Annotated in this window: 21 protein-coding genes and 1 tRNA gene; 14 read left to right on the top strand and 8 right to left on the bottom strand. The window is 63.4% G+C overall.

Annotated elements, in window-relative coordinates; translation table 11 throughout:
* The first annotated feature begins 30 nt into the window (after positions 1-30).
* The 3 genes from tilS to ACYVNQ_RS09970 all read left to right on the top strand — a co-directional run bounded on the left by tilS (position 31) and on the right by ACYVNQ_RS09970 (position 3528).
* Positions 31-1515, top strand: coding sequence for a tRNA lysidine(34) synthetase TilS (gene tilS, locus ACYVNQ_RS09980; protein ID WP_460902315.1), 1485 nt, complete (start codon positions 31-33; stop codon positions 1513-1515).
* Positions 1516-1988: 473 nt separating this feature from the next.
* On the top strand, positions 1989-3239 hold the full coding sequence (locus ACYVNQ_RS09975; RefSeq protein WP_460902314.1) for an aspartate kinase: 1251 nt from the start codon (positions 1989-1991) through the stop codon (positions 3237-3239).
* 195 nt (positions 3240-3434) lie between these two features.
* Positions 3435-3528, top strand: a tRNA-Ser gene (locus tag ACYVNQ_RS09970).
* A 206-nt stretch (positions 3529-3734) separates the two neighbouring features.
* Here ACYVNQ_RS09970 and ACYVNQ_RS09965 read toward each other — a convergent pair.
* The gene (locus ACYVNQ_RS09965; protein ID WP_460902313.1) at positions 3735-3938 is read right to left on the bottom strand and encodes a hypothetical protein; all 204 of its coding nucleotides are present in this window, start codon (positions 3936-3938) and stop codon (positions 3735-3737) included.
* Between the two features lie 462 nt (positions 3939-4400).
* Here ACYVNQ_RS09965 and ACYVNQ_RS09960 point away from each other — a divergent pair, with 462 nt between their 5' ends.
* A complete protein-coding gene (locus tag ACYVNQ_RS09960; protein WP_460902312.1) occupies positions 4401-4787 on the top strand; it encodes a hypothetical protein in 387 nt (128 codons plus the stop codon).
* Positions 4788-4851: 64 nt separating this feature from the next.
* Here ACYVNQ_RS09960 and ACYVNQ_RS09955 read toward each other — a convergent pair whose 3' ends face one another.
* Positions 4852-6105, bottom strand: coding sequence for a Fic family protein (locus tag ACYVNQ_RS09955; protein WP_460902311.1), 1254 nt, complete (start codon positions 6103-6105; stop codon positions 4852-4854).
* Between the two features lie 280 nt (positions 6106-6385).
* Here ACYVNQ_RS09955 and ACYVNQ_RS09950 point away from each other — a divergent pair, with 280 nt between their 5' ends.
* From ACYVNQ_RS09950 to ACYVNQ_RS09920, 7 genes are all read left to right on the top strand, one after another.
* The gene (locus tag ACYVNQ_RS09950; RefSeq protein ID WP_460902310.1) at positions 6386-7099 is read left to right on the top strand and encodes a CsgG/HfaB family protein; all 714 of its coding nucleotides are present in this window, start codon (positions 6386-6388) and stop codon (positions 7097-7099) included.
* A gap of 42 nt (positions 7100-7141) precedes the next feature.
* Complete coding sequence (locus ACYVNQ_RS09945) at positions 7142-7519, top strand: DUF4810 domain-containing protein (RefSeq protein WP_460902309.1); 378 nt, start codon at positions 7142-7144, stop codon at positions 7517-7519.
* A 10-nt stretch (positions 7520-7529) separates the two neighbouring features.
* Positions 7530-8201 (top strand): DUF799 domain-containing protein, encoded by a 672-nt coding sequence (locus ACYVNQ_RS09940; RefSeq protein WP_460902308.1) that lies wholly within the window; start codon positions 7530-7532, stop codon positions 8199-8201.
* 455 nt (positions 8202-8656) lie between these two features.
* Complete coding sequence (gene aldA / locus ACYVNQ_RS09935) at positions 8657-10078, top strand: aldehyde dehydrogenase (protein WP_460902307.1); 1422 nt, start codon at positions 8657-8659, stop codon at positions 10076-10078.
* 230 nt (positions 10079-10308) lie between these two features.
* The gene (locus tag ACYVNQ_RS09930; RefSeq protein ID WP_460902306.1) at positions 10309-11652 is read left to right on the top strand and encodes an MFS transporter; all 1344 of its coding nucleotides are present in this window, start codon (positions 10309-10311) and stop codon (positions 11650-11652) included.
* 4 nt (positions 11653-11656) lie between these two features.
* Positions 11657-12874 (top strand): mandelate racemase/muconate lactonizing enzyme family protein, encoded by a 1218-nt coding sequence (locus tag ACYVNQ_RS09925; protein WP_460902305.1) that lies wholly within the window; start codon positions 11657-11659, stop codon positions 12872-12874.
* 17 nt (positions 12875-12891) lie between these two features.
* Positions 12892-14598: a GMC family oxidoreductase gene (locus ACYVNQ_RS09920; RefSeq protein ID WP_460902304.1), complete on the top strand. Its 1707-nt coding sequence runs from the start codon at positions 12892-12894 to the stop codon at positions 14596-14598.
* Between the two features lie 105 nt (positions 14599-14703).
* Here the strand turns inward: ACYVNQ_RS09920 and ACYVNQ_RS09915 are convergent, their stop codons facing one another.
* From ACYVNQ_RS09915 to ACYVNQ_RS09890, 6 genes are all read right to left on the bottom strand, one after another.
* Positions 14704-15609: a LysR substrate-binding domain-containing protein gene (locus ACYVNQ_RS09915; RefSeq protein ID WP_460902687.1), complete on the bottom strand. Its 906-nt coding sequence runs from the start codon at positions 15607-15609 to the stop codon at positions 14704-14706.
* Between the two features lie 351 nt (positions 15610-15960).
* Entirely contained in the window at positions 15961-17100 is a 1140-nt protein-coding gene (locus ACYVNQ_RS09910) for an MFS transporter (RefSeq protein ID WP_460902303.1), read from the bottom strand.
* A gap of 9 nt (positions 17101-17109) precedes the next feature.
* Positions 17110-17931: a quaternary amine ABC transporter ATP-binding protein gene (locus ACYVNQ_RS09905; protein WP_460902302.1), complete on the bottom strand. Its 822-nt coding sequence runs from the start codon at positions 17929-17931 to the stop codon at positions 17110-17112.
* Between the two features lie 100 nt (positions 17932-18031).
* Positions 18032-18991 carry an ABC transporter permease gene (locus ACYVNQ_RS09900; RefSeq protein ID WP_460902301.1) on the bottom strand — a complete coding sequence of 320 codons (960 nt, stop codon included), beginning with the start codon at positions 18989-18991 and terminating at the stop codon, positions 18032-18034.
* A 151-nt stretch (positions 18992-19142) separates the two neighbouring features.
* On the bottom strand, positions 19143-20183 hold the full coding sequence (locus tag ACYVNQ_RS09895) for an ABC transporter substrate-binding protein (RefSeq protein ID WP_460902300.1): 1041 nt from the start codon (positions 20181-20183) through the stop codon (positions 19143-19145).
* A gap of 159 nt (positions 20184-20342) precedes the next feature.
* Entirely contained in the window at positions 20343-20465 is a 123-nt protein-coding gene (locus tag ACYVNQ_RS09890) for a hypothetical protein (RefSeq protein WP_460902299.1), read from the bottom strand.
* A gap of 105 nt (positions 20466-20570) precedes the next feature.
* Here ACYVNQ_RS09890 and fae point away from each other — a divergent pair, with 105 nt between their 5' ends.
* Genes fae through ACYVNQ_RS09875 form a run of 3 tightly spaced genes read left to right on the top strand, consistent with a single transcriptional unit; the run spans position 20571 to position 23607 of the window.
* The gene (fae, locus tag ACYVNQ_RS09885) at positions 20571-21092 is read left to right on the top strand and encodes a formaldehyde-activating enzyme (protein ID WP_460902298.1); all 522 of its coding nucleotides are present in this window, start codon (positions 20571-20573) and stop codon (positions 21090-21092) included.
* Positions 21093-21136: 44 nt separating this feature from the next.
* Positions 21137-22156 (top strand): aldo/keto reductase, encoded by a 1020-nt coding sequence (locus ACYVNQ_RS09880; protein WP_460902297.1) that lies wholly within the window; start codon positions 21137-21139, stop codon positions 22154-22156.
* Positions 22153-23607, top strand: a complete 1455-nt coding sequence (locus tag ACYVNQ_RS09875; RefSeq protein WP_460902296.1) for an NAD-dependent succinate-semialdehyde dehydrogenase — start codon at positions 22153-22155, stop codon at positions 23605-23607. The genes ACYVNQ_RS09880 and ACYVNQ_RS09875 overlap by 4 nt, the downstream gene beginning before the upstream one ends.
* Positions 23608-23674 lie beyond the last annotated feature (67 nt).

Below are 23674 nucleotides of genomic sequence, written 5' to 3'. Positions count from 1 at the left end.
TCTCGCGTGGCGCCGCGTGCGCCGTTCACCGTGACCCCCTCCGCCGATTCCTCCGCCGACCACCTCGTTCTCGAGGCGGTCGGCGTTGCGTTGCGCGCGTTGCCCCACGATGCGCGCATCGCGATCGCGTTCAGCGGCGGACTCGATTCGACCGTGCTGCTCGAAGCGACGACTCGGGTGGCGGGCGCGTCGCGATGTTATGCGCTGCATGTTCATCACGGGCTCAGCCCGAATGCCGACCGCTGGCTCGCGCAGGGCGAGGCGTTCGCGCGGGCGCTTGGCGTCGGCTTCGCGTCGCGGCATGTCGACGTGCCGAAGAGCGCCGGCGTCAGCATCGAAGCAGCGGCGCGCGACGTGCGTTATCGTGCGCTCGACGCGCTGTGTGTCGAACACCAGGTGCAGCAGTTGTGGCTCGCGCAGCATGCGGACGATCAGGCGGAGACGGTGCTGCTGCAACTGCTGCGCGGTGCCGGGCTCGCCGGTCTCGCGGCGATGGCGCACGAGTACCGGCCGCCGGGCGCGGCGGCGGTGCGCGCGCGGCCGCTGCTGCATCTGTTGCGCGCACAACTGGAAGCCTACGCGCGTGCGCGCGGATTGCGCTGGATCGACGACGAATCGAATGCGGATACGCGCTACGCACGCAACGCGCTGCGCCATGAAGTGCTGCCGCCGCTCGCCGTGCATTTCCCCGGGTTCCGCGACGCACTGGCGCGCGCGGCCGCGCATGCGGCCGCGGCGCAACGGCTGGTCGACGACCTCGCGCGCATCGATATGGAAAGCGTCGCCAGCGAAGACGGCCGCTCGCTAGACCGTGCGGCGCTACTCACGCTCGACGACGACCGCGCGCAAAATCTGCTGCGCTACTGGATGCGCACGCTCGGCCTGCCGGCCGCCTCGACCGCGCGTCTGACCGATGCACTGCGGCAATTGCGCGAAGTCGGCGACGATCACGGCTTGCGTGTCGATCACGCGGGGCAGGCGTTGCGCAGCTATCGCGGGCAAATCTATTGGGAGGCCGGCGACAGCGCCGACGCTGCCGACGAAGCCGTGCTCGCAGCGCGCGAGGTCAGCAAGCTGTCATGGCGCGGCGAAGCGGTGTGGCGCTTGCCGCAATGGCGCGGCACATTCGTGTTTGCCGACGCTGACGAAGATGATCCGGATGCGATTCCGGCAACCTTGCTGATGCGCTTGCCGCTTCACGCGCGTTCGCGCAGCGGCGGCGAGCGGATGCGTTGCGACGCGCATGGGCCGAACCGTACGTTGAAAAACCTGTTTCAGGAACGCGGCGTGCCGTCGTGGAAGCGCGATGTGCCGTTGTTGTTCGCCGGCGAGCAGTTGCTGTTCGTGCCGCTGCTCGGCGTGAACCGCGCCGCGCTCGAAGCATTGAACACGCTGGATGACGCGCCGCCATCCGATCGCGCGTCCACCGATGCGAGCTTATCGCCGGACGCCGCAGGAGTGCCGCGCGCCCGATACCTCCGCGTCGACTGGCGCGAAGACCTGCTGCTAGCCTGAACACAAAGCGCGGCGCCATGCCGCGCAGCAACGGTTTGCGCCCGGCAAACCCTTCCTGCACAAGCCTTTTTGGCGGAATTTTGACTTGTCAATTCGTGCTGCTTCGGGTAGGGTAGCTTGTTTGCTCGAGCTGCTTTTCACGTCGTTTTGCACCTCTTTCCCGACGAAATACGGTCCTAATCACGGTCCTTGTCCGGTTGCAGGCTTGCCGCGGTTGATCGACTGCGAAGAGGCCCACCGGTCCTGATCGATCCTATTGGCGATCTGTTCGGATATTCGCGGTCGAGGCGGTAAGCAAGGCGCCTTGCGGCTCTTCGAGGCAAATCCGCGCGTGTTGTGCACGCGTGCTGCATCCACCGCCTGCATCCTGTTGTCGCCCGCCGTCATTCCGAACGTTGTGCGCCTTGTGCTGAGCGGTTGTCTTCAGCGCGCTCGCCCGCGTGCCCCGGTTTCCTATTCAGTTCAGAACGACAATGGCACTCATCGTACACAAATACGGCGGTACCTCGATGGGCTCGGTGGAGCGCATCAAGAACGTCGCGAAGCGCGTCGCGAAATGGCACAAGGCCGGCCACCAGATGGTCGTCGTACCATCGGCGATGTCCGGCGAAACCAACCGCCTGCTCGGCCTCGCGAAAGAGCTTGCGGCGCAGCCGAACCCGCGCGAACTCGACATGATCGCGTCGACCGGCGAACAGGTCAGCGTGGGCCTGCTGTCGATCGCGCTGCAGGACGCGGGCGTGGACGCCGTCAGCTACACCGGCTGGCAAGTGCCGGTCAAAACCGACAGCGCCTTCACCAAGGCGCGCATCAGCGACATCGACGGCGAACGCGTGCTGCGCGACCTCGATGCCGGCAAGGTGGTGGTGATCACCGGCTTCCAGGGCATCGATCCGGAAGGGCACATCACCACGCTCGGCCGCGGCGGTTCGGATACGTCGGCGGTGGCGGTGGCGGCGGCGCTCAAGGCGGACGAATGCCTGATCTACACCGACGTCGACGGCGTCTACACGACCGACCCGCGCGTGGTGGAAGAAGCGCGGCGGCTCGATCGCGTGACCTTCGAGGAGATGCTGGAAATGGCGAGCCTCGGCTCGAAAGTCCTGCAGATCCGCTCGGTGGAATTCGCCGGTAAATACCAGGTGAAGACACGCGTGCTGTCGAGCCTGACCGATCCGATGATGTCGCTCGAAACGGAAATGAAGTCCGGCACCCTGATTACCTTTGAAGAAGACGAGACCATGGAAAAAGCTGTCATCTCGGGCATTGCATTCCAGCGGGATGAAGCCCGCATCGCGGTGATGGGTGTGCCCGACAAGCCCGGCATCGCGTACCAGATTCTCGGCCCGGTGGCCGAGGCGAACATCGACGTCGACATGATCATCCAGAACCAGAGCGTCGACGGCAAGACGGCCTTCACGTTCACGGTGGGCCGCGGCGATTACCAGCGCGCGATGGAGATCCTCAACGGCCAGGTGAAGAGCCACATCAGCGCGGAGCAGGTGCTGGGCGACCCGAAGGTGTCGAAGGTATCGGTGGTGGGCGTGGGCATGCGCTCGCACGTCGGCATTGCGAGCACGATGTTCCGCACGCTGTCGGAAGAGGGCATCAACATCCAGATGATCTCGACTTCCGAAATCAAGATTTCGGTGCTGATCGACGAGAAGTATATGGAACTGGCAGTACGCGCGCTGCACAAGGCGTTCGAGCTCGATCAGGCTTGATGGGGTAGTGGGTTGATGGATCGCGGGTTGTCCGGGTCGAGGTTCGGGCAACGCGCAAGCGGCTGGCGGCCGCAGGCATGACAGACGGGTGACACGCCTGGCATAAAAAGTGTGTATCGGAGTTTGACCTGTCAGCCTGAACCCGCTATTATCTTGGCTTCGTCGCGCTGCCTCCCTGGCGCGAGCGAAGGTTTGGGAGACGTGGCCGAGAGGTCGAAGGCACTCCCCTGCTAAGGGAGCATCTGGGCCAAAACCTGGATCGAGGGTTCGAATCCCTCCGTCTCCGCCAGCAATGGCGGTGGAACCCCGTAAGTTCTCGGACTTACGGGGTTTTGTTTTTTCTGCGGTTCTTCGGATTCGGCTGGTACCCCCAAAATTGACCTACGCAATGGGGGTGAAAGTGGGGGTAAGAAAGAACTTGCCTAGCGGCTATTTCTAACGTCCGCGTCCGCTCGATTCAGCTTGTGGCGTCAGTCTTGCCTGGCTTCTTGACGATCACCGGGCCGCTGAAGTGTGGTCTTCCGGAAGGCACAGATGGTCAAATTCGCGCATCGTTTTCTTGTCGATGCCGCCAACTTCAAACATCTGTTGTGCCAGTGCGTATGCTGCCGCGAGTGCCGTCGATTCATCCACTTGGATTGTCTTGCGATCATTCCTTTTCATGAGGATTTGGTACGTGGTGGTTTTTGCTTTGCTCACTGCTGCCATCCTTCGATGGCGCGAGTGCAAGTTTAGCCATGCTTGCAAATCTCCACTTCCTATCCGTTCGCGAGCGTCGCATCGGAAAATTGCTTCGACATTGCTTTGACCTTTGTCGCTGACAGGTTGCAAAGCTTAAGCAACGCTTTGTAGACTGTCGTGCACTTGTTCGAGTGCAATCTCAACGTACTGGTTGATCGGTGGCAAGTCCTTCGGCGCTATATTTCACGGGTCGCGAAGACATCGTGACCCTGGATTGGCGTCCGGATATCGCACGAGGCATGTAACCGCCAACTGGTGGTTCATCGCCTGTTCATCAAGTGTCTATGGTCGGGCCTTGGTGAGGGAGCGCTTGCGCTCGCCGGTTTTCTCGTGCGCCGGTACGCCAACCTTGCCATGCGCCCGGCCACCCGATTGGCGTCGGAGCCCCGGGTGCGTTTTATTCGCACGGGAGATCGCGTCATGAATCAGGTTTTAAATTGCCCAAGGAAGGCTAATGTTATTTCAGTCGTGTCATCACATCGTGTAGCGCACGAGAACGAATCGCCCGAGCAGCAACGCGCGAATTTGCGTCGAGCGCTCGCGGCGGCTGAGCAGTCTGTCCAGCGCTTCCCGAGAGGGATTTCCGCACACCGTAAGGCGAAGGCGCGCGTGAATGCGCTACAACGCGAGTTGCGCATTCTCAATGGTCAGTTGGGCGGCAGACAGAAACGGGACCTCGGAGAAGTGATCATCTCGATTATCAAGGAGCGGCTGAGTGACGTCGAATGGCAAGGCATCTTGAGCGAAGCGCGCAAGAGGTATCAAGCGAAGTTGCCCTCAGAATCGATCGCGAGTTTTGCGAGTTGACCCGGACGCGAGCGGGCTTCGTCTCGGTGGAAAATGCAAGCGCGCTCCCAAGTAACCATCGAGCCTACTCGCTCGCTTTATCCGTCTCCGGCACAGGAATGTTTTCCGCTTCCGGCCACAGCCCCGGAAAAAGGAATCTCAAGCTGAAAAATGGCAGACCGGGTTCGAGCGGACCGACCCGACTGCCGCTTCGCACCATGCGTAGGTCGAGCAGGTGAGCGAGCATGCGCGACGCAGTACGGTCCGCTGCATTCAGCATGGCTTTAAACTCGCCGCGTTCCAGCCTGCCAAACTGGAACAGCCGGTATAGCGCGCGGCCTAGCGGCTCGGGGGCAATTGCGCCTCTGCCTTGCGACATGCTTCGGCCAAAATCATGCGTGATCTGTAGCGCGAAGCTGTTGTACCGATACTCGAGGCTTTCGAAGTCAAGCTGGGTTGACATGAAGGCCACCTGATCGAGACACGCGTCGAGCCAGAAAGAAATGAAGTGCGTAAGCCCGCGCGAACTCAGGTTGCCTCTGCCGTCCGTATCGTTGCGGCGCGGCTGATCGGCCTCTCCGAGCGCCGCGTAGTATTCGGCCTGACTCCGCGCGAGGCCGCGCATCGGCGACCAAAGTCCGTTGGTCAATTGTAGGTGCGCAAGCAATAGGTGATTTTGCAACCTGCTGATGCGTCCATTGCCATCGGCAAACGGATGTATCCACGACAGTCGGTGCAACGACGCGCCCGCCGCTAGCAGCTTGCTGTTCGTGCTCGCATTCTCAACGCCATAGCGGAACGCGAAGTGCCTGAGAAGGTCTGGAAGCAGGTCAACGGGCGGAGCGCGATGAGCGCCGACCGTCACCTCGATGGCGCGCAACGCGCCGGGTTCGAGAAAGCCTCGCGCTTGACCTTGTGAGTCCAGAATTACACGTGATTCCTCGGGCAACTGCGTGTACAGATCTTTGTGGATGCGGCAAATCCACTGCGGCGTGAATTGCTCTGCCCACGACGCACGCAACGCGATGGGCTCTAACGCTTCCTCGAGGTCCATGTGAGCGATGGCCAAAATCTGACGTCGATGAACCTCATCCTGATCGGAGAATCTGTGTTGAATGGCGGCTTCCAGATCCGCTGGAAACGTGTGTTGGCCTTCTATCTTATTTGTGTAATAAGAGTTCATTGCACGCAGCAACGGAGCCAGAGCCGTGCGAGACGCCGGGCCAACACTCGTTGTCAGCCGCGCGCACTTCTCGCGCAGATCGGCCACTTTGTCCAGCAGAAGGATGGTTTCCGAGTCGATCGGAAACGTGGTCTTGATAATGCCCTTGGCGTGCATTTGGAAAATTCATCGAGGTGCGTTGCGCTCGAACTATAACGAGAATCTCCATCGATTGGCGACAAGCAAAACGAGACAAAACACTGCAAGCACACGGGCGTTCCAGTGCGAGCAACGCATCGACCAATGCACAAGGTCTCTACCTCCGCCATCAGAAAAGGTCGAATTTCCACAAGCTGTTGCGAGCTAGCCATGCCTTGACATTTCTTGACAGAGAATCGACTGGATTTCCAGTAGGTTTACCAACTTGATGAAAGTTAGTAAACCGGAGCATTGAACAATGAAAAATCCGATCCACCGGCTTCCACCCGGTTGCAACAGAAAGCTAAAAACCCATCACGTGCTGAGCACGCTTGCCATAACCGCCGCGCTCGCAGGATGCGCGACCGAGGCCTCGCGCTCGCTACCCGTCGCGCCTCTCAGCAGCGCCCAAACGCCATACACCGGCGCACGCGTTGCCATCGCCATCGGCAAGTTCGACAACCGCTCAAGCTACATGCGTGGCATCTTCACCGACGGCATCGACCGCCTTGGCGGTCAGGCAAAAACCATCCTGCTGACTTCGCTACAGGAAAGCGGCCGCTTCAACGTGCTCGAACGCGACAACCTGGAAGAGATCCACCAGGAAGCCGTCCTCTTGAAGAAAGGCCAGACGCTGAAAGGCGCGAACTTTGTCGTCACTGGCGACGTGACCGAGTTCGGCCGCAAGGAAGTCGGCGATCAGCAACTGTTCGGCATTCTCGGACGCGGCAAGAGCCAGGTTGCCTACGCAAAAGTCAGCCTGAACATCGTCGACATAACCACCTCCGAAGTGGTGCTGTCGAGCCAGGGCGCGGGTGAATACAGCCTGTCCAACCGCGAGGTAATCGGCTTCGGCGGCTCCGCAGGCTACGACTCGACATTGAACGGCAAGGTACTGACGCTGGCCATTCAGGAAGCGGTGAACCGGCTTACCTCGCAGGTCGATTCCGGCGCACTGCAGCCTGCGCGCTAGCGCCTTGCACAACCACGTCAACGATAACGGGCGAGTCGAATCATGAAGCAAGAAACCAAGCGCAAAGCTGCTGCACCAGCACCGGTCATTCTGGCCAGCATGATGCTGCTAACCGGGTGCGCGGCGAAGCAGAGCCCTGCAATTTATCAATGGGGCGCATACCAGCCGCAGGTCTACGAATACTTCAAAGGGCAAACAGGGTCCGCTGCGCAGATCGATGCACTCGAGCAGTCGCTGCAGCAGATTCGCGCAAAGGGCAACAAGCCGCCGCCCGGTTTTCACGCGCAACTGGGCATGTTGTACGCAAGCGTAGGCAAGAGCGGGCAGGCGATGCAGGAATTCGAGGCCGAAAAGGAGTTATTCCCCGAGTCGTCGGCCTACATGGATTTCCTGATGAAGAAAAAATCGAAACCTCTGTGAGCACCGACCCATGTTCAAATTTTCTACCCTGAGACTCATGGTGGCGTTGTCGACGCTCGCGTTGCTCACCGCCTGCGTGACTACCGCGCAACATGTCGATTACACGGCCTTCAAAAACAGCCGGCCGCGCTCGATCCTCGTGCTGCCGCCAGTCAACGAGACCACCGATGTCACCGCTACCTACGGCGTGCTGTCGCAACTGACGATGCCGCTGGCCGAAGCCGGCTACTACGTCGTGCCCGTTGCGGTGATGGACGAAACCTTCAAGCAGAATGGCCTGACTGCAGCCGCAGAGATTCAGACCGTATCGCCCGCGAAGCTTCGTGAAATCTTCGGTGCCGATGCGGTGCTTTATCCGAAGGTCACGCAATACGGCTCGGTGTACCAGGTTGTCGACAGTACAACCGTGGTGGCCGCATCGGCGAAACTGGTCGATCTGAAGACCGGCGACGTGTTGTGGCAAGGCAGCGGACGTGCGACCGGCAAGGAGGTGGGGACGAACATCAGCGTCGGCAGCGGTTTGGTCAGCATGCTGGTCCAGGCGGCGGTCAAGCAGGCCGCGCATTCATTGACCGACGAGAGTCGCGATGTGGCCGCGCTCACTAGCAGCCGCCTGCTGAACGCGGGTCCGCCGAACGGGCTGTTGTACGGCCCCCGGTCGCCAAGATTCGGCACGGATTGACGCGGTTGCAACAGCGAAGGGCAGAATCCGGACAAAGCGCACAACCGGCAAAAGCCAACCCCGGAAGGAAGCTGCTGACGACAAGCCATGTCGACAGCAGCTTCCCGACCCGCGGTGATCGAGCGTCAAGCGTTGCAGTATCAGCGAACGCTCAAGCCGCGGCCTTCAAACTCCGGGCCCGTGCCCGCCACATACACCGTCGCACCCGGCCCCACGCCTGCCATCACGGCGCCGTGATACCCAGTCGGAAGGCGAGTCAATTCAGCCAGACCATCCGCTGCCGTGCACCCACATCGAAGCATTCGTTTTTCTCATACTCGCGTCGACATTTAATCGTTTGTGCTGCCTGAGCCCGCGACCAATACTGCCGCCATCCGCTGCGCATCGAGCGTCGACCCGTCGGCGCCTCGACCTTGAAGCAGCAAGCGAAATCAGACCAAACAGGCAGCGAGACAATGCGTTCAGACCGCAATTTCATCGATGGGCAATTCATCCCGTCCGACGGCGAGCGAATCGCCGTATTCAACCCGGCCACCGAAGACCTGATCGGTCACGTCAGTGCCGCGACAGCGGCCGACGTCAGCAAAGCAATAGCCGCCGCCACCACCGCACAACGTGCATGGCGCAAGCTCCCAGCCGCCGACCGCGCCACGCACCTCAACCGCTTCGCCGACGCACTCGTCGAGCGTTCCGCGCAGATCGGCGCCGCGCTCGCCGCCGAATCCGGCAAGAGCCTCGCGGACGCCAGCTCCGAAGCGGTCTACGCTGCCGAAATCCTGCGCTATCACGCGCAATGGGCGCGCCGCATCGAAGGCGAGGTGATCCCGAGCGACAGCCCGAACGAAAACCTGTTGCTGATGCGTGAGCCGATCGGCGTCGTCGCGTGTCTGATTCCGTTCAACTACCCGGTCTACACGCTGCTGCGCAAGATCGCGCCGGCGTTGATTGCCGGCAACGCGGTGGTAGTGCGCCCGAGCAACAACACGCCGTGCTCGGCCTTCGAAGTGGCGCGCGCGGTAGAGCAGGCGGCCTTGCCGAACGGCCTCGTCAACATCCTCGCAATGGATCACGACACCGCGGCCGTGCTGTGCACGCATCCGTCGATCGGCATGATCACGTTGACGGGCAGCGTCAACGCGGGCCGCAAGGTGCTCGACTACTGCAAGCAGAACATCGCGAAGCCGTCGCTCGAACTCGGCGGGAAAACCCCTGCCATCATCGAAGCCGATGCCGACCTCGAGGCCGCGGCATCCGCCATCGTCCGTTCGAAGACCACGCACTGCGGCCAGCTTTGCACGGCCGTTGAACGCGTGTACGTACAGCAGGACGTGCACGACCGCTTCCTCGCGCTGCTGAAGGAAAAGATGGCTGCCGTTCAATTCGGCGACCGCACCGGCGACGCCACCCGTATGGGCCCGCTCGTCAATGCGCAGGCACGCGACACGGTGCACAAGATGGTCGAACGCGCAAAGGCCGAAGGCGCGCGCGTCGAAACCGGTGGTTTTCTGCCGGCCGGCAACGGACATTTCTACCCGCCGACGCTGCTATCCCACTGCCGTCAGGACATGGAAATCGTGCGCGAAGAGGTGTTCGGGCCGGTGCTGCCGGTGATCAGCTACAACACGCTCGACGAAGCGCTGCAAATGGCCAACGACCATCAGTTCGGTCTGTCGTCGGTGCTGTACACGGAGCGCTATCGCAGCGCGCTGCGCGCCGCGAACGAAATCGAAGCGGGCGAACTGTACGTGAACCGTACACCTGCGGACCCATACCAGGGCTTCCATGCCGGCTGGAAGCGGTCGGGTCTCGGCGGCGATGACGGCAAGCACGGCATGCTCGAATTCACGCAAACGCGTCTCGTGGTGATGCCGTTCTAAAGCCGCAACGGGCGGATCGACACACAGTCCGCCCACAGAACCCGCCGTCGCGCGTGACAGGTAAGACGCGAGGTAAGCCCCGAGGTAGACCCTGAGACAAACCTCGAAGCAAACCCGAAACAACCTCACGCGCCCCCGGCACACAAACCAACAACGATTATCGGAGACAAGGCCGCCGCACGACAAGCCATGCGCTTGCGGCAGCGTGCCTCGCTCGCAGGAGCTACACCTTGGACAAGACTTTTAGCCGCGCCGCAACGCGCGCCGCCCCCACACCGGCTGCATCGCACGCGTCACCCGCCGCCGCGGCCACGACGGTCACTGCTACGACCTCACGCCGCTACGTGCAATTGCTACTGCTGGTGCTGGCCGCCGGCGCGATCTATCCGATCCTGTATCTGCGCCAGGTGTATCAAACGACGATGCTCGAGGTCTTCGCGATCGACAACGCGCAACTCGGCTACCTGTACTCGGTGCTCGGCTTCGTGTTCTTCCTCAGCTATCTGCCAAGCGGCTGGCTCGCCGACCGCATGGCGCCGCGCTTCCTGATCTGCTTTTCGCTAGTCGCAACCGGCATACTCGGCCTGTGCTATTCGACCGCGCCATCCTTCCCCGTCCTGCTCGCGATCTTCTGCGGCTGGGGTTTGACCACCGGCCTGACCTTCTGGGCGTCGGTGTTAAAGCGCGTACGGATGATCGCCGGCGCGCACGAACAAGGCCGCTTCTTCGGCCTGCTCGACGGTGGCCGCGGCCTCGTCGAAGCGCTGCTCGCAACCATCGCGCTCGGCCTGTTCGCCGCCGCCACGCGTTCCGACCCGCACGCAACGGCCACCGGCCTGCGCCACGTGATCTACATGTACTCGTTCGTCTGCATCGGTATCGGCGTGCTGATGAGTTTCTTCAAGGATCCGCAACAGTCTGCAACAGAAGCCGCCGCAGCAGCGGAAAAAGAAAGCAACCTGTGGCAAGACCTGAAGATGCTCGCCGCGATCCCGCAACTGTGGCTGGTTGCCGCCGTCGTGTTCTGCGGCTACCAGATCTTCTGGGCCACCTACAGCTTCTCCGCGTACCTGCAACAAGGCGATCTGCACATGAGCGTCGTGATGGCCGGCGTGGTCACCACGCTGAAGCTATGGATGCGGCCAATCGGCGGCATCGGCGGCGGCTATCTCGGCGACCGCCTGTCGAACCTGCGTGTGCTGACCTACGCACTGTTCCTCGCCGTGCTCGGTCTGGTCGGCCTGATCCTGCTGCCGTCGCTGCGCAGCGTCACCGTGCTTGCTATCGTCGTGCTGTTTATCGGCGTGATGACCTACGCGATCCGCGGCCTGTACTGGACGCTGCTCGACCACTGCAACATCCCCATGCGCATTACCGGCCTCGCAATCGGCCTCGTATCGCTGATCGGTTACTCGTCGGATATTTTCCTGCCGCTGATCAACGGCTACATCACGCAGCGCTTTGCGGGCCTCGTCGGCTACCAGATCTACTTCGCGTATGTCGCCGTGATCGGCGCGCTGGGCTGGATCGCCGCGCTCGCGCTCAAACACATGACCCACTCGAAATCCGCCTGACATCATGAAAGTCGTTTCCCTGCAGACGCACGTCGTCGCCGTTCCGCCGCCGCATCTGGGCGGCATGTACTGGATCTTCGTCACGTTAGAGACCGATACCGGCATCGAAGGCGTCGGCGAAATCTACGCGTCGACGTTCCATCCCGACACGATGGTGCCCATCATCGAAGACGTGTTCACGCGCTATCTGCTCGACCACGATCCACATCACGTCGAGCGCCTGTACCGCGAAGCGTATTCGAGCGGCTTCACGCAGCGCCCCGATCTGACGATGATGGGCGTAGTCAGCGGCCTCGAAATGGCGTGCTGGGACATCATCGGCAAGGCGGCCGGCAAGCCGGTGTACGAACTGCTCGGCGGAATCGTGAACCACCGGCTGCGCTCGTACACGTACCTGTACCCGAAGAACAGTCAAGGCGAGTACGACTACTCCGATCCGGATCTCGCAGCGCAATGCGCGCTGCAAAACGCGGACCTCGGCTTTACCGCGGTGAAGTTCGATCCGGCCGGCCCGTACACCGCGTACTCTGGGCACCAGCTTTCGATGGAAGTGCTGGAGCGTTGCGAGCTGTTCTGCCGGCGCATCCGCGAAGCAGTCGGCTCGCGCTGCGACCTGCTGTTCGGCACGCATGGCCAGATGGTGCCGTCGTCCGCGATCCGCCTCGCCAAACGCCTCGAAAAATACGACCCGCTGTGGTTCGAAGAACCGGTGCCACCGGGTCAGGAGCGCGCGATGGGCGAAGTCGCGAAGCACACCAGCATTCCGATCGCAGCCGGCGAGCGTCTCACCACCAAGTACGAATTCTTCCGCCTGCTCGACAGCGGCGCGGCGTCGATCCTGCAGATGAACGTCGGCCGCGTCGGCGGCCTGCTCGAAGCGAAGAAGATCGCGAGCCTGGCCGAGGTGTACTACGCGCAGATCGCGCCGCATCTGTACAACGGCCCGATCGGCGCGGCCGCCAGTATCCAGCTGGCCGCGTGCACGCCGAACTTCCTGATCCAGGAAAGTATCGGTACGTGGGATGGCTTCCACGCGCAGATCCTGAAAAAGCCGCTGCAATGGGAAGACGGCTATCTGATCCCATCGCAGGAACCCGGCCTCGGCGTCGAACTCGATATGGACGTGGTGCGCGCGCATTCGCCCTACACCGGAACGCGCCTGCACCTGCAGATGCAGGACCATCCGGCCGACGTCAAAGACGTGTCGCCGGCGCGCGGCTAACCAGCGGAGCCTGACTGATGAACTACGACTACATCATCGTCGGCGCGGGGTCGGCCGGCTGCATTCTGGCCGAACGCTTGTCCGCATCGGGGCGCCATTCGGTGCTACTGCTGGAAGCGGGCGGTCCGGACAAATCGCTGTGGTTCCGCATTCCGATCGGCTTTGCGAAGCTGTACTACCACCCGACCTACAACTACATGTACTACAGCGAGCCGGAAGCCGAGCTCGCCGGACGTTCGATCTACTGTCCGCGCGGCAAGGTGCAGGGCGGGTCGGGCTCGATCAACGCGATGATCTACGTGCGCGGCGCCGCGCGCGATTACGATGATTGGGCCGCAGCAGGCAACCCAGGCTGGTCGTATCGCGACGTGCTGCCGTATTTCCGCAAACTCGAGTCGCACGAGGCCGGCGACACCGAGTTTCACGGCGCGGACGGCCCGGTGCGCATCACGTCGATGAAGGACGGCGCGCATCCGATCTGCGGGCACTTTATCAAGGGCTCCGAGCAGCTGGGCTACGAGCGCAATCATGATTTCAACGGTGCGCGTCTGGAAGGTGTCGGCATCTATGACGTCAATACGCGCGACGGCCGCCGCGATTCGAGCAGCGTCGCATATCTGCATCGCGCGGGCAGCCGGCCGAATCTGACGATCGAGCATCATGCGCAGACGACGCGCGTGCTGTTTAGCGGCGTACAAGGCGAGCGCCGTGCCAGCGGTGTCGAGATCAGCCAGAACGGTGCGACGCGCACGTTCCATGCGACGCGCGAAGTAATCGTCGCGGCCGGTGCGGTCGATTCGCCGAAGCTGCTGCAACTGTCGGGCGTCGGCCCGCGCGCGCTGCTGCAGCGGCATGGTATCGACGTGGTGCACGAGCTGCCGGCGGTGGGCCAGAACCTGCAGGACCATCTGTGCGTCAGCTACTACTACCGCGCGCGTATCCGCACGCTGAACGACGATTTCAGCAGTTGGTTCGGCAAGCTGAAATTCGGCCTGCAATACGTACTGCGCCGCAAAGGCCCGTTCTCGATGAGCGTGAACCAGTCGGGCGGTTTCTTCCGCACGCGGCCGCACGAAGACACCGATCCGGATATGCAGGTCTACTTCAATCCGCTGTCGTACCGGATTCCAAAGTCGAGCCGCGCTTCACTGACGCCGGAACCGTATTCGGGCTTTCTCGTCGCATTCAATCCGTGCCGTCCGACCAGCCGCGGCTCGGTCGAGATCGCGTCGCCGCGCGCGGCCGATGCGCCGCTGATTCGCGGCAACTATCTGTCGACCGAGGAAGACCGCAACCAGGTGGTGCGCGGCAGCCAGCTGGTGCGCAAGCTGATGCGCGCGCCGGCGCTGCGCGACATCACGGTGGAAGAGGTGACGCCGGCCGGTGAAGTGCGTGACGCAGCGGGCATGCTGCAGTACTTCCGCGAGAACAGCGGTTCGATCTATCACCTGTGCGGCAGCTGCGCGATGGGGCCGGATGCGCGCACGTCGGTGGTCGATGCGCGGTTGCGCGTGCATGGTATCGACGGATTGCGTATCGTCGATGCGTCGATTTTCCCGAACATCACGTCGGGCAACACGAATGCCGCGACGATGATGGTCGCGGAGAAGGGCGCGCAGATGATTCTCGACGATGCGCAGCAGCAGGTGGCGGCGCAGACGCCGCGGTCGGTGCAAGGCGCAGCGGCGGCGGTTCAGCGAGGCGAAGCGGTGGTGTCGTCCTGAGGCGGAGTGGACGCGCTGCACGGCTAGCTCACGTCGGGTGCTGAAGAGCGCATGGCGAGCGCTTCCCGACGGCCTGCGCAGCACGCCGCAGGTGCAGCATGCCGACTAACGCACCGAACCCGCCATCTCTTCCAGCAGCCACTCGCGAAACCGCTGCAGCGGCCCGTAGATCTTCTGCTCGGGCCGCACCACAAACCAGTAAGACTGCCGCCCTTCGACGTGCACGTCGAGCACTTGCACCAGTTCCCCGCGTGCGAGTTCGGGTCCGATCATATTGCGATCGGCGATCGTAATACCGAGCCCTTCGAGCGCCGCGCGAATCGCGTGGTCGAGCAGATCGAATTCATAGCCGCCGGACGTATCGACGCCTTCGATACCCGCAGCATCTAGCCAATGGCGCCACGTCAGATAGCGCTGGTTATCGCCCGCCAGTACGTGCAGCAGCGTGTAGTTGCCCAGATCGAGTGAGATCGGGCCGTCGGCGCCGACGGCGTGGCTTTCGAGCAGCGCCGGCGAGCAGACCGCGACGTGCTGTTCATGCATCAGCAGCGAGCTTTCGAGACCTTCCCATTCGCCGTCGCCGAAGCGGATCGCGCAGTCGAGCGCGGTCGAATCGGCAAGGCTGTCCTGCAGACGCGTGGTCAGGCTCAGCTCGAGTTCCGGATGCTTATCGCGCAATCGCCCGAGGCGCGGCACCAGCCAGCGGCTCGCGAAGGTCGGCGGCACGTTCACGCGCAGCCGGTTCAGATTGCTTTTCTGCTGGATCGCGCGCACCGACAGTTCGATGCGGTCGAACGACTGCTGCAGCGTGCGCAGCAGCGCGCGGCCGGCGGCGGTCAGTTCGAGCCGGTGATGGTGTCGTTCGAGCAGGGTTTCGCCGAGCTGTTCCTCGAGCTGGCGCACTTGCCGGCTGACCGCGCTTTGCGTGACGTTCAGCAGTTCGGCCGCGCGCGTGAAACTACCGCTCGTGCCTGCCGCCTCGAACGCTTTGAGAGCGTTGAGCGCCGGCATTTTTCGCTTCAAGGTCGTCTCCTGTCTGCGCACACTGCGCTCGGGCGGCAGCGTGCTGTGCGGAGGCCGAAGTATACCGGGTTGGCGGGCGGGGCTCATTGTGCTCGGGGTGTGAGTGGCGGGCGTGCGCCGGTCATCGACTGGGAATCGGCTGGCGTGCGCCGGTGATTGCGGATTGGCTGGCGCGGCGTGTTGTGCTCGGGGTGTAGTGGCCGGCGTGCGCTGGTCATCGTTTAAGGCTTAAGGGTTGCCGGGCGAGGCGTGTTCATCGTGCCCGATCGTTCGAGGCGATTGCTCGCCGCAGTGTCACTTGTGTTATTCGCTTCACATGCATCGCACGCGTCACGCGTATCACTCGCGTCGCGCGAGCCACGCCAGCGCGCCGGTCACCGCGAGCGAGAACACAAACAGCCCGCTCGCGCCCGCGAGCCGCACGCACAGCGACGCGAGCGTCGGTCCCGCGCTGCCGCCGAGCGAAAACACCAGCAGCAGCGTCGCACTGGTCTTCACACGCAGAGTCGGGTCAACGCGATCGTTGACATCCGCGACGATGACGCCATACAGCGCGAAGCTCAACGCGACATAGACGAACAGCAGCGTGCCAACCCACGCATGCGCGCGCACCGTCACGAGCAACGCACTCGCCACCGCCGCTGCCAGTGCGATCGCGCCCAGCACCCGGCGCCGCTCGAAGCGATCCGACAACCGTCCGACCGGCCATTGCGACAGCAATGCGCCGAACAGCGCGGTACCCATCAGGTGCGAGATATCCGCGGCGGGGTAGCCGATGCGCGCGAGGTACACCGGAGTCATTGCGTAGAACGCACTCGACACCAGCCCCGCGCCGACGCATGCGGCCACGCTGCGCGGCGTCACGCGCAGCAGTTCGTGCAAACCGTCCAGCAATGCGGCCGGGCGTCGCGCCGCATTGGTCGGCGCGACGCTCACCGGCATGCCGCTCCAGTCGCCGATCAGCGCGACCGGCATCAACGCGAACACGAACAACCCGTCGACCAGCACGCGCTGCGCGTCACCGGCCGCATCGCCTGCGGCCAGCAGGAACTGCCCGCCGGACACACCGAGATAAGTCAGCACCAGATAGATCGCAAACGCACGGCCGCGCTCGCCATTGGCCACTGCCGCGTTCACACCGCTTTCAATCGAAGTGAAGATGCCGACCATCGACATACCCGTGAGCACCCGCAGCAGCGCCCACACGCCCGCCGATTCGAACGACAGATAGCCGAGCGCCGCCAGCGCGGCACTCGCGCCGCAGCCGATAAACGCGCGCTGCGGCCCGATGCGCGCGACCAGCGGCCCGAGCGCCAGCGCGCCGAGCACGAAGCCGACGTAGTAGCACGACTGCACCAGCCCGACCACCAGCGGCGCCGCACCCGCATGCACGAGGCGCAGCGACAGCAGCGTCGTCAGCAGGCTGTTGCCGGCGATCAGCACCGTATAGCCGGCGAGCAGGCCGGCCAGCGCCCGCATACGGGCGGGTCAGTGGGTGCCGGCGCGGCGTTCGACGAAACGTCTTACGTAGTCGTCGGCCGGGCGGTGCAGGATATCGTCGGGCGTGCCGCACTGGATCAGCGAGCCGTCGCGCAGGATCGCGATGCGGTTGCCGATGCGCAGCGCTTCGTCCAGATCGTGCGTGATGAACACGATCGTCTTGTTCAACTGCGCCTGCAGCGTCAGCAACTGATCCTGCATGTCGCTGCGGATCAGCGGGTCGAGCGCGGAGAAGGCTTCGTCCATCAGGATCACGTCGGTATCGGCGGCGAGCGCGCGCGCTAGGCCGACACGCTGACGCATGCCGCCCGACAGCTCGTCCGGATAATGGCTCGCGTAGTTGCCGAGCCCAACCTTGTCGAGCCAGTCGCGGGCTTTCTGATGCGCGTGCGCTTTCTTCTCGCCGCGCGTAATGAGCGCATAGGCGGCGTTGTCGAGCACCGTCTGATGCGGCAGCAAGCCGAAGTTCTGGAACACCATGCTGACGCCAAACCGACGCAGCTCGCGCAGGCCGCCGGCGTCAAGCTTCAGCACGTCCTTGCCGTCGATCAGGATCTCGCCGACGGTCGGCTCGATCAGCCGGTTGAAGTGCCGCACCAAGGTCGACTTGCCCGAGCCGGACAGGCCCATGATCACGAAGATCTGGCCCGAGCCGATCGACAGGCTCACGTCGTTGAGCCCGACGTTGCAGCGCGTGGCTTCGAGTACGCCGGCCTTGGTCGCGCCGCCGCGCAGCATGTCGAGTGCGCGCTGGCTGACCTGTGGTGGGCCGAACAGCTTGTACACGTGGTTGACTTCGATCGCGCTCATGTTGATTTCCTTATTGCTGATGCCTTGGTCCACACGGTAGTGCCGCGGCGGCGCGGCTTCTGATGCCGTGCTGTCATGCGGGCTTCCCGTTGCCGCTCGATCACTTTGCGGTGCTTGCAGCGGGGGCGGCCGGTGCTGTTGTCGTGGCCGCCGTCGCAGTCGCCTCGGCGCGCGCACGCCGGAATGCAATCCGCGACGGCTGCCGCTGCACGCGCCGCGTACGGCGATCCTGGCCGTACCCCTGGCTGATCCGGTCGATCACGATCGCCAGAATCACGATTGCGATACCCGCCTGCGTACCCTTGCCGACGTCGAGTGTCTGGATGCCGGCCAGCACGTCCTCACCGAGGCCGCGCGAGCCGATCATCGACGCGATCACCACCATCGACAGCGCCATCATCGTCGTCTGGTTGATGCCGGCCATGATGCTGGGCCGCGCGAGCGGCAACTGCACGTTGAACAGCAACTGCGTGCGGGTCGTGCCGAACGCGCGCGCTGCTTCGACAATTTCGCTGTCCACGTGGCGGATGCCGAGATCGGTCAGGCGGATCAGCGGCGGCAGTGCGTAGACGACGGTCGCGAGAATCGCCGGCACCTTGCCGAGGCCGAACAGCATCAGCACGGGAATCAGATACACGAAGCTCGGCAGCGTCTGCATGATGTCGAGCACCGGCAGCAGCACGCGCCGCAGTGGCGGGCTGGCGGCCGCGAAGATGCCGAGCGGAATGCCCAGCGCGATCGATACCACGGTGGCCACCAGCATCAGCGCGAAGGTCTGCATCAGCTTGTCCCACAGCCCGAAGCAGCCGATCACATAAAGCAGCACGACCAGCAGCAGCGACGCGCCGACGCGCCGCGACGCATGCCAGCCGAGCAGGCCGACCGCGATCAGCACGAGCCACGGCGGCAACGCGCGCAGCAGGCCTTCGAGCGGCACCAGCACGTCGCGCAGCAGCAGCGTGCTGAAGTTGTGGAACGCGTCGCCGTATTGCTGGACGAATGCGGTCACACGGTCGTTGACGCTGTCGGCAATCGACAGATGAAGAAAAAGCGAACTCATGACGTACCTCTTTCTACTGAAATTGCTGGCGCCGGGCGGGGCGCTTGCGCGGGGCGCGGGTTGCGGTCAAACCCCAGCGTCACTGCGCAATCCGGCAAGCGTCGCACCGGCGCGAATCGTGGCCTGGCTGCGATGGCGTGGCGGCGATGGCTTAGCTGCGCAATCCAGCCGCCACGCGCGCGGCGACATCGGCGCTGACCCATTGCTTCCACACTTCCGGATGCTGAGCGAAGAACTCACGCGCGACGGTAGCCGCATCGAGCTTGCGCTCGTGCATCTGCGCGACCAGCTGTTCGTCGAGTGACAGCGGAATGCTGATCTTGCCGAACATCGCAACCGCATCCGGTTCGGCTTCATAGAACGGCGTGGAGACCGCTACGGTCAGATGCGACACCTTGAACGCAGACGCGCAAGGTTTCGTATTGCGCGCATCGGCGATCGTGTCCCAGCACTGCTGCGACCACGGCGCCGACTGCAACTGCACGAAGCGATACTTCGCCATCAGTCCGGCCGGCTGCCAGTAATAGAACAGGATCGGCTTGCCGCGCTCGTACGCGGATGCGATTGCCGCATCGAGGCCGGCGCCGGTGCCGGGACGGAAGTTGATGTAATCGCTGCCGAGGTCGTACGCCTTGAACAGGTTGTTGTTGAAGCGCTCGCAGTCCCAGCCTGACGGGCAGTTATAGAAGCGGCCCTTGTCCGGCTCTTCATCGTCGGCGAAGACCGATTTGTACTGCGCCAGCTGCGCGACCGAATGCAGTTGCGGCGCGAGCGGCTTGATGCCGCGCTTCGCATCGCCTTCGATCACATACGCGGGCACGTACCAGCCTTCGCGATCGCCGCCCGGCACCAGCTCGCCGACCAGCTTCACGTTGCCTTGCTGCAGTGCCTGCGCGACGATCGCGCTACGGCCGGTCCAGTGTTCGGCCCAGATCTGCAGGTCGCCGCGCGCAAGTGCGGTTTCTGTTGCGGCGGTGGCGCCGGTCACCACTTCGGTTTTGCAGCCGTAGCCTTTCTCGAGCACGGTGCGCACCATCTCGGTCATCAGCGCGCCGCTTTCCCATGTGATCTGCGCGAGCTTAACGGTCTTGCCGGCGCCGCACCATGTGGGTCCGGCAAAGCTACTCTGCGCGGCCACCGCACACGCGAGCGCGGCCAGCAGGCGGGTGCCCGCGTGCATCCATCGTGTCATGTCATCTCCTCCTGTGAACCGCGTCGCGCGGCTTTCATATACGGCTCATGCGCCGCTTTCGTGTGCTGCGTTTGTCGTTGCTGCCGGCTTTGGCGTGGCTTCTGCCGCCTTGTTTGCGACGCAAGTGTATCGGCGCGGCGGCAGCTTGCGAAGGCAGGATTAGTCATCGATGAATGACTTGCGGTCATGGCGCAGTGCAAGGTGTTTTGCATCGCCGCGCAGCGATGATCGCGCGTCATACCCCCATGAGATTTCATAGCTTTGGCGGGTGCGGGCGGCCATGCTCCAATGCGTGCCAATGTGCGGTGCGCTACCTGTCGACGCGCCGCGCAGCACCTTAACAACGCTGCAAAAACGCGACGGAAAATCCAGGAGATGGAGCAAGCAATGAGAGCGATGGAAGTCTATATCGGCGAAGGTTTCGAAGGCCCGGGCGTGAACGCCGCGCATATCAACATCATGATCGGCCCGCGCAGCGGCCCGGTCGGTCAGGCATTTACAGGGAGTCTGTCGTCGCCGTCGCAAGGCCACGTGCCGTTCATGGTGGTGGCGCAGCCGAACCTGCCGGTCAAGCCGGCCACGCTCTATGTGAACAAGGCGGACATCCGCGGCGATCTGCACGGCAATGCAACGTGGGGCGCTTCGCAGGCCGCGATCGCGAAGGCCGTCACCGAAGCGATGCTCGACGGCACGCTGCCGCCGGAAGCCGCCGACGAATGGTGCATCGTCACCGCGAACTGGGTGAACTGGGCGTGCGACGATCTGGACGCGGTCTACGAGAACAACTATCGCGCCTGTCAGACCGCGATTCACGCGGCGATGAATGGCCTGCCGAAGCTCGAAAAACTCGCCGCCGTACGCGACGCGATCAGCAACCCGTTCTACACGCCCAAGGCAAAAGCGGCCTAAGCCGCGCTGCCGCATCCCATCGAAGAATCTGGCAGGTGACGACAATGCAATACGTACAACTGGGCCGCTCGGGGCTCAATGTGTCGCGGCTGTGCCTCGGCACGATGAACATGGGCACGCCCGACTGGAAGCCGTGGATTTTCAACGAGCAGCAAAGCGAGCCGATCGTGCGGCACGCGCTCGAAGCCGGCGTGAACTTCATCGATCTGGCCGATTTCTATTCGACCGGCGTCGGCGAGGAAGTGGTGGGCCGGATCGTCAAGCGTCTGGCCAATCGCGACGAACTGGTGCTGACCACCAAGGTCGGCTATCCGATCGGCAACGGCGCAAACAACCAGGGCCATTCGCGCAAGCACGTGATGGAAGCGATCGACGGTTCGCTGCGCCGCCTGCAGACCGATTACGTCGACATCTACATGCTGCATTACTTCGACGTGAAAACGCCCGTCGAAGAAACCATGGAAGCGCTGAACGACATCGTGCGGGCCGGCAAGGCGCGCTATATCGGCGTATCGACGATGTTCACGTGGCAGTTCGCGAAGATCCTGCAGGTGTGCGAGCGTCACGGCTTCGCGCGGCCGATCAACATGCAACTGCAATTGAATTGCGCATACCGCGAGGAAGAGCGCGAGATGTTGCCGTTCTGTGCGGACCAGGGCATCGGCGTGTCGGTATTCAGCCCGCTTGCGCGCGGCCTGCTGGCTGGCGATCCGCAGTCGGTGCGTAACCAGACCGATTTCTTCACCGTGCAGATGTACGACGATGCGGCTTCGCGCGACATCGCGCGTTCGGTGGCGGAGGTGGCGCTGGCGCGCGGCGTGTCGTGCGCGCAGATTGCGCAGGCGTGGGTGCTGTCGCGGCGCGGCGTTGCGTCGATGCTGGTCGGCGCGGATTCGGTCGCGCAGTTCGACAGCGCGCTGGCGGCACTCGATACGCACCTCACCGCGGATGAGTTGCACGAGCTCGAGCGCAATTACACGCCGTGCGACGTGATCAACGACTACGTGAGCGTGCGCATTCCACGTAGCGCACGGCCCACGTTGAAACTGGAGCTGGCGGCATGATCGCGGGACTCGTCAATACACAGTTGTGGCGCACCGGCAGCTTTATCGGCGGCGAATGGGTGCGCGGCCGCGATGCTTACGCGGTGCAGGATCCGTCCAGCGGCGACGAACTGGCGACGGTCTCGCGCGCCGGCGACAAGGATGCGCGCGCCGCGATCGACGCGGCGGCCCGCGCGTTTCCCGCGTGGCGCGACGCGAGCGCCGCCGAGCGCGGCGCGAAGGTACGCCGTTGGGGCGACCTGATGCTCGAGAACCAGCGCGACCTCGCGTTGATCATGACGCGCGAGCAGGGCAAGCCATTTGCCGAAGCGATGGGCGAAGTGGTGTACGCGGCGAGCTTTCTGACGTGGTTCGCCGAAGAAGCGCGGCGTGCGTATGGCGATGTGATTCCGTCGCCTCGACCTGGCACGCGCATCGTCGTGACCAGGGAGCCGGTTGGTGTGGTCGGCGCGATCACGCCGTGGAATTTCCCGCTCGCGATGGTCACGCGCAAGGCCGGCCCGGCGCTCGCGGCGGGTTGCACAATGGTACTGAAGCCTTCGGAGGAAACGCCGCTGTCGGCGCTTGCGCTGGCCGCGCTCGCACAGGAAGCCGGCATTCCGGCGGGCGTGTTCAATGTCGTGTCGGGCGATGCGCCGGCGATCGGTGGCGCGCTGATGGCATCGCAGGCGGTGCGCAAGATCTCGTTCACCGGCTCGACCCGCACCGGCAAACTGCTGATGCGCCAGGCGGCCGATACGGTGAAAAAGATCTCGCTGGAACTGGGCGGCAATGCGCCGTTCATCGTGTTCGACGATGCCGATCTGGATGCGGCCGTCGAAGGCGCGATCGCGTCGAAGTTCCGCAATACCGGGCAGACCTGCGTGTGCGTGAACCGTTTTTTTGTGCAGGCATCGGTGCATGATGCGTTCGTCGACAAGCTGGTGCAGGCGGTGCGTAAGCTGAAGACCGCCAACGGACTTGAAAGCGGCGCGACGCAAGGTCCGCTGATCAACGCGGCGGCGCTCGCGAAGGTCGAGGATCACGTGGCGGATGCGCAGCGCAAGGGCGGCCAGGTGGTGTGCGGCGGACAGCGGCATGCGCTGGGCGGTACGTTCTATGAACCGACTGTGATCGTCGGTGCGAACGCGGAGATGGCCCTCGCGCGCGACGAGACGTTCGGCCCGGTTGCGGCGGTGTTCCGCTTCGACACCGAAGCGGAGGCGATCCGCATGGCGAACGACACGGTGTATGGGCTGTCCGCGTATTTTTATGCGCGCGACATCGGCCGCGTGTGGCGCGTCGCGGCGGCGCTCGAAAGCGGCATGATCGGCATCAACGAAGGGATTATCTCGACCGAGGTGGCACCGTTCGGTGGCGTCAAGGAATCGGGGCTTGGCCGTGAAGGATCGAAGTACGGTCTCGATGAATATCTCGAAACGAAGTACATGATGATGGGCGGGTTGGGCTGAGTTTGCCGCCAGACTTTACGGCCAGCCTTGTAGCGCCCCGTTCCGCATCGCGGAGCGGGCACTTCTT

This window comes from Paraburkholderia jirisanensis (genome assembly GCF_054782355.1).
Note: the sequence above shows the minus strand (reverse complement) of the source record. Positions and strands in the feature narration are given on the sequence as shown.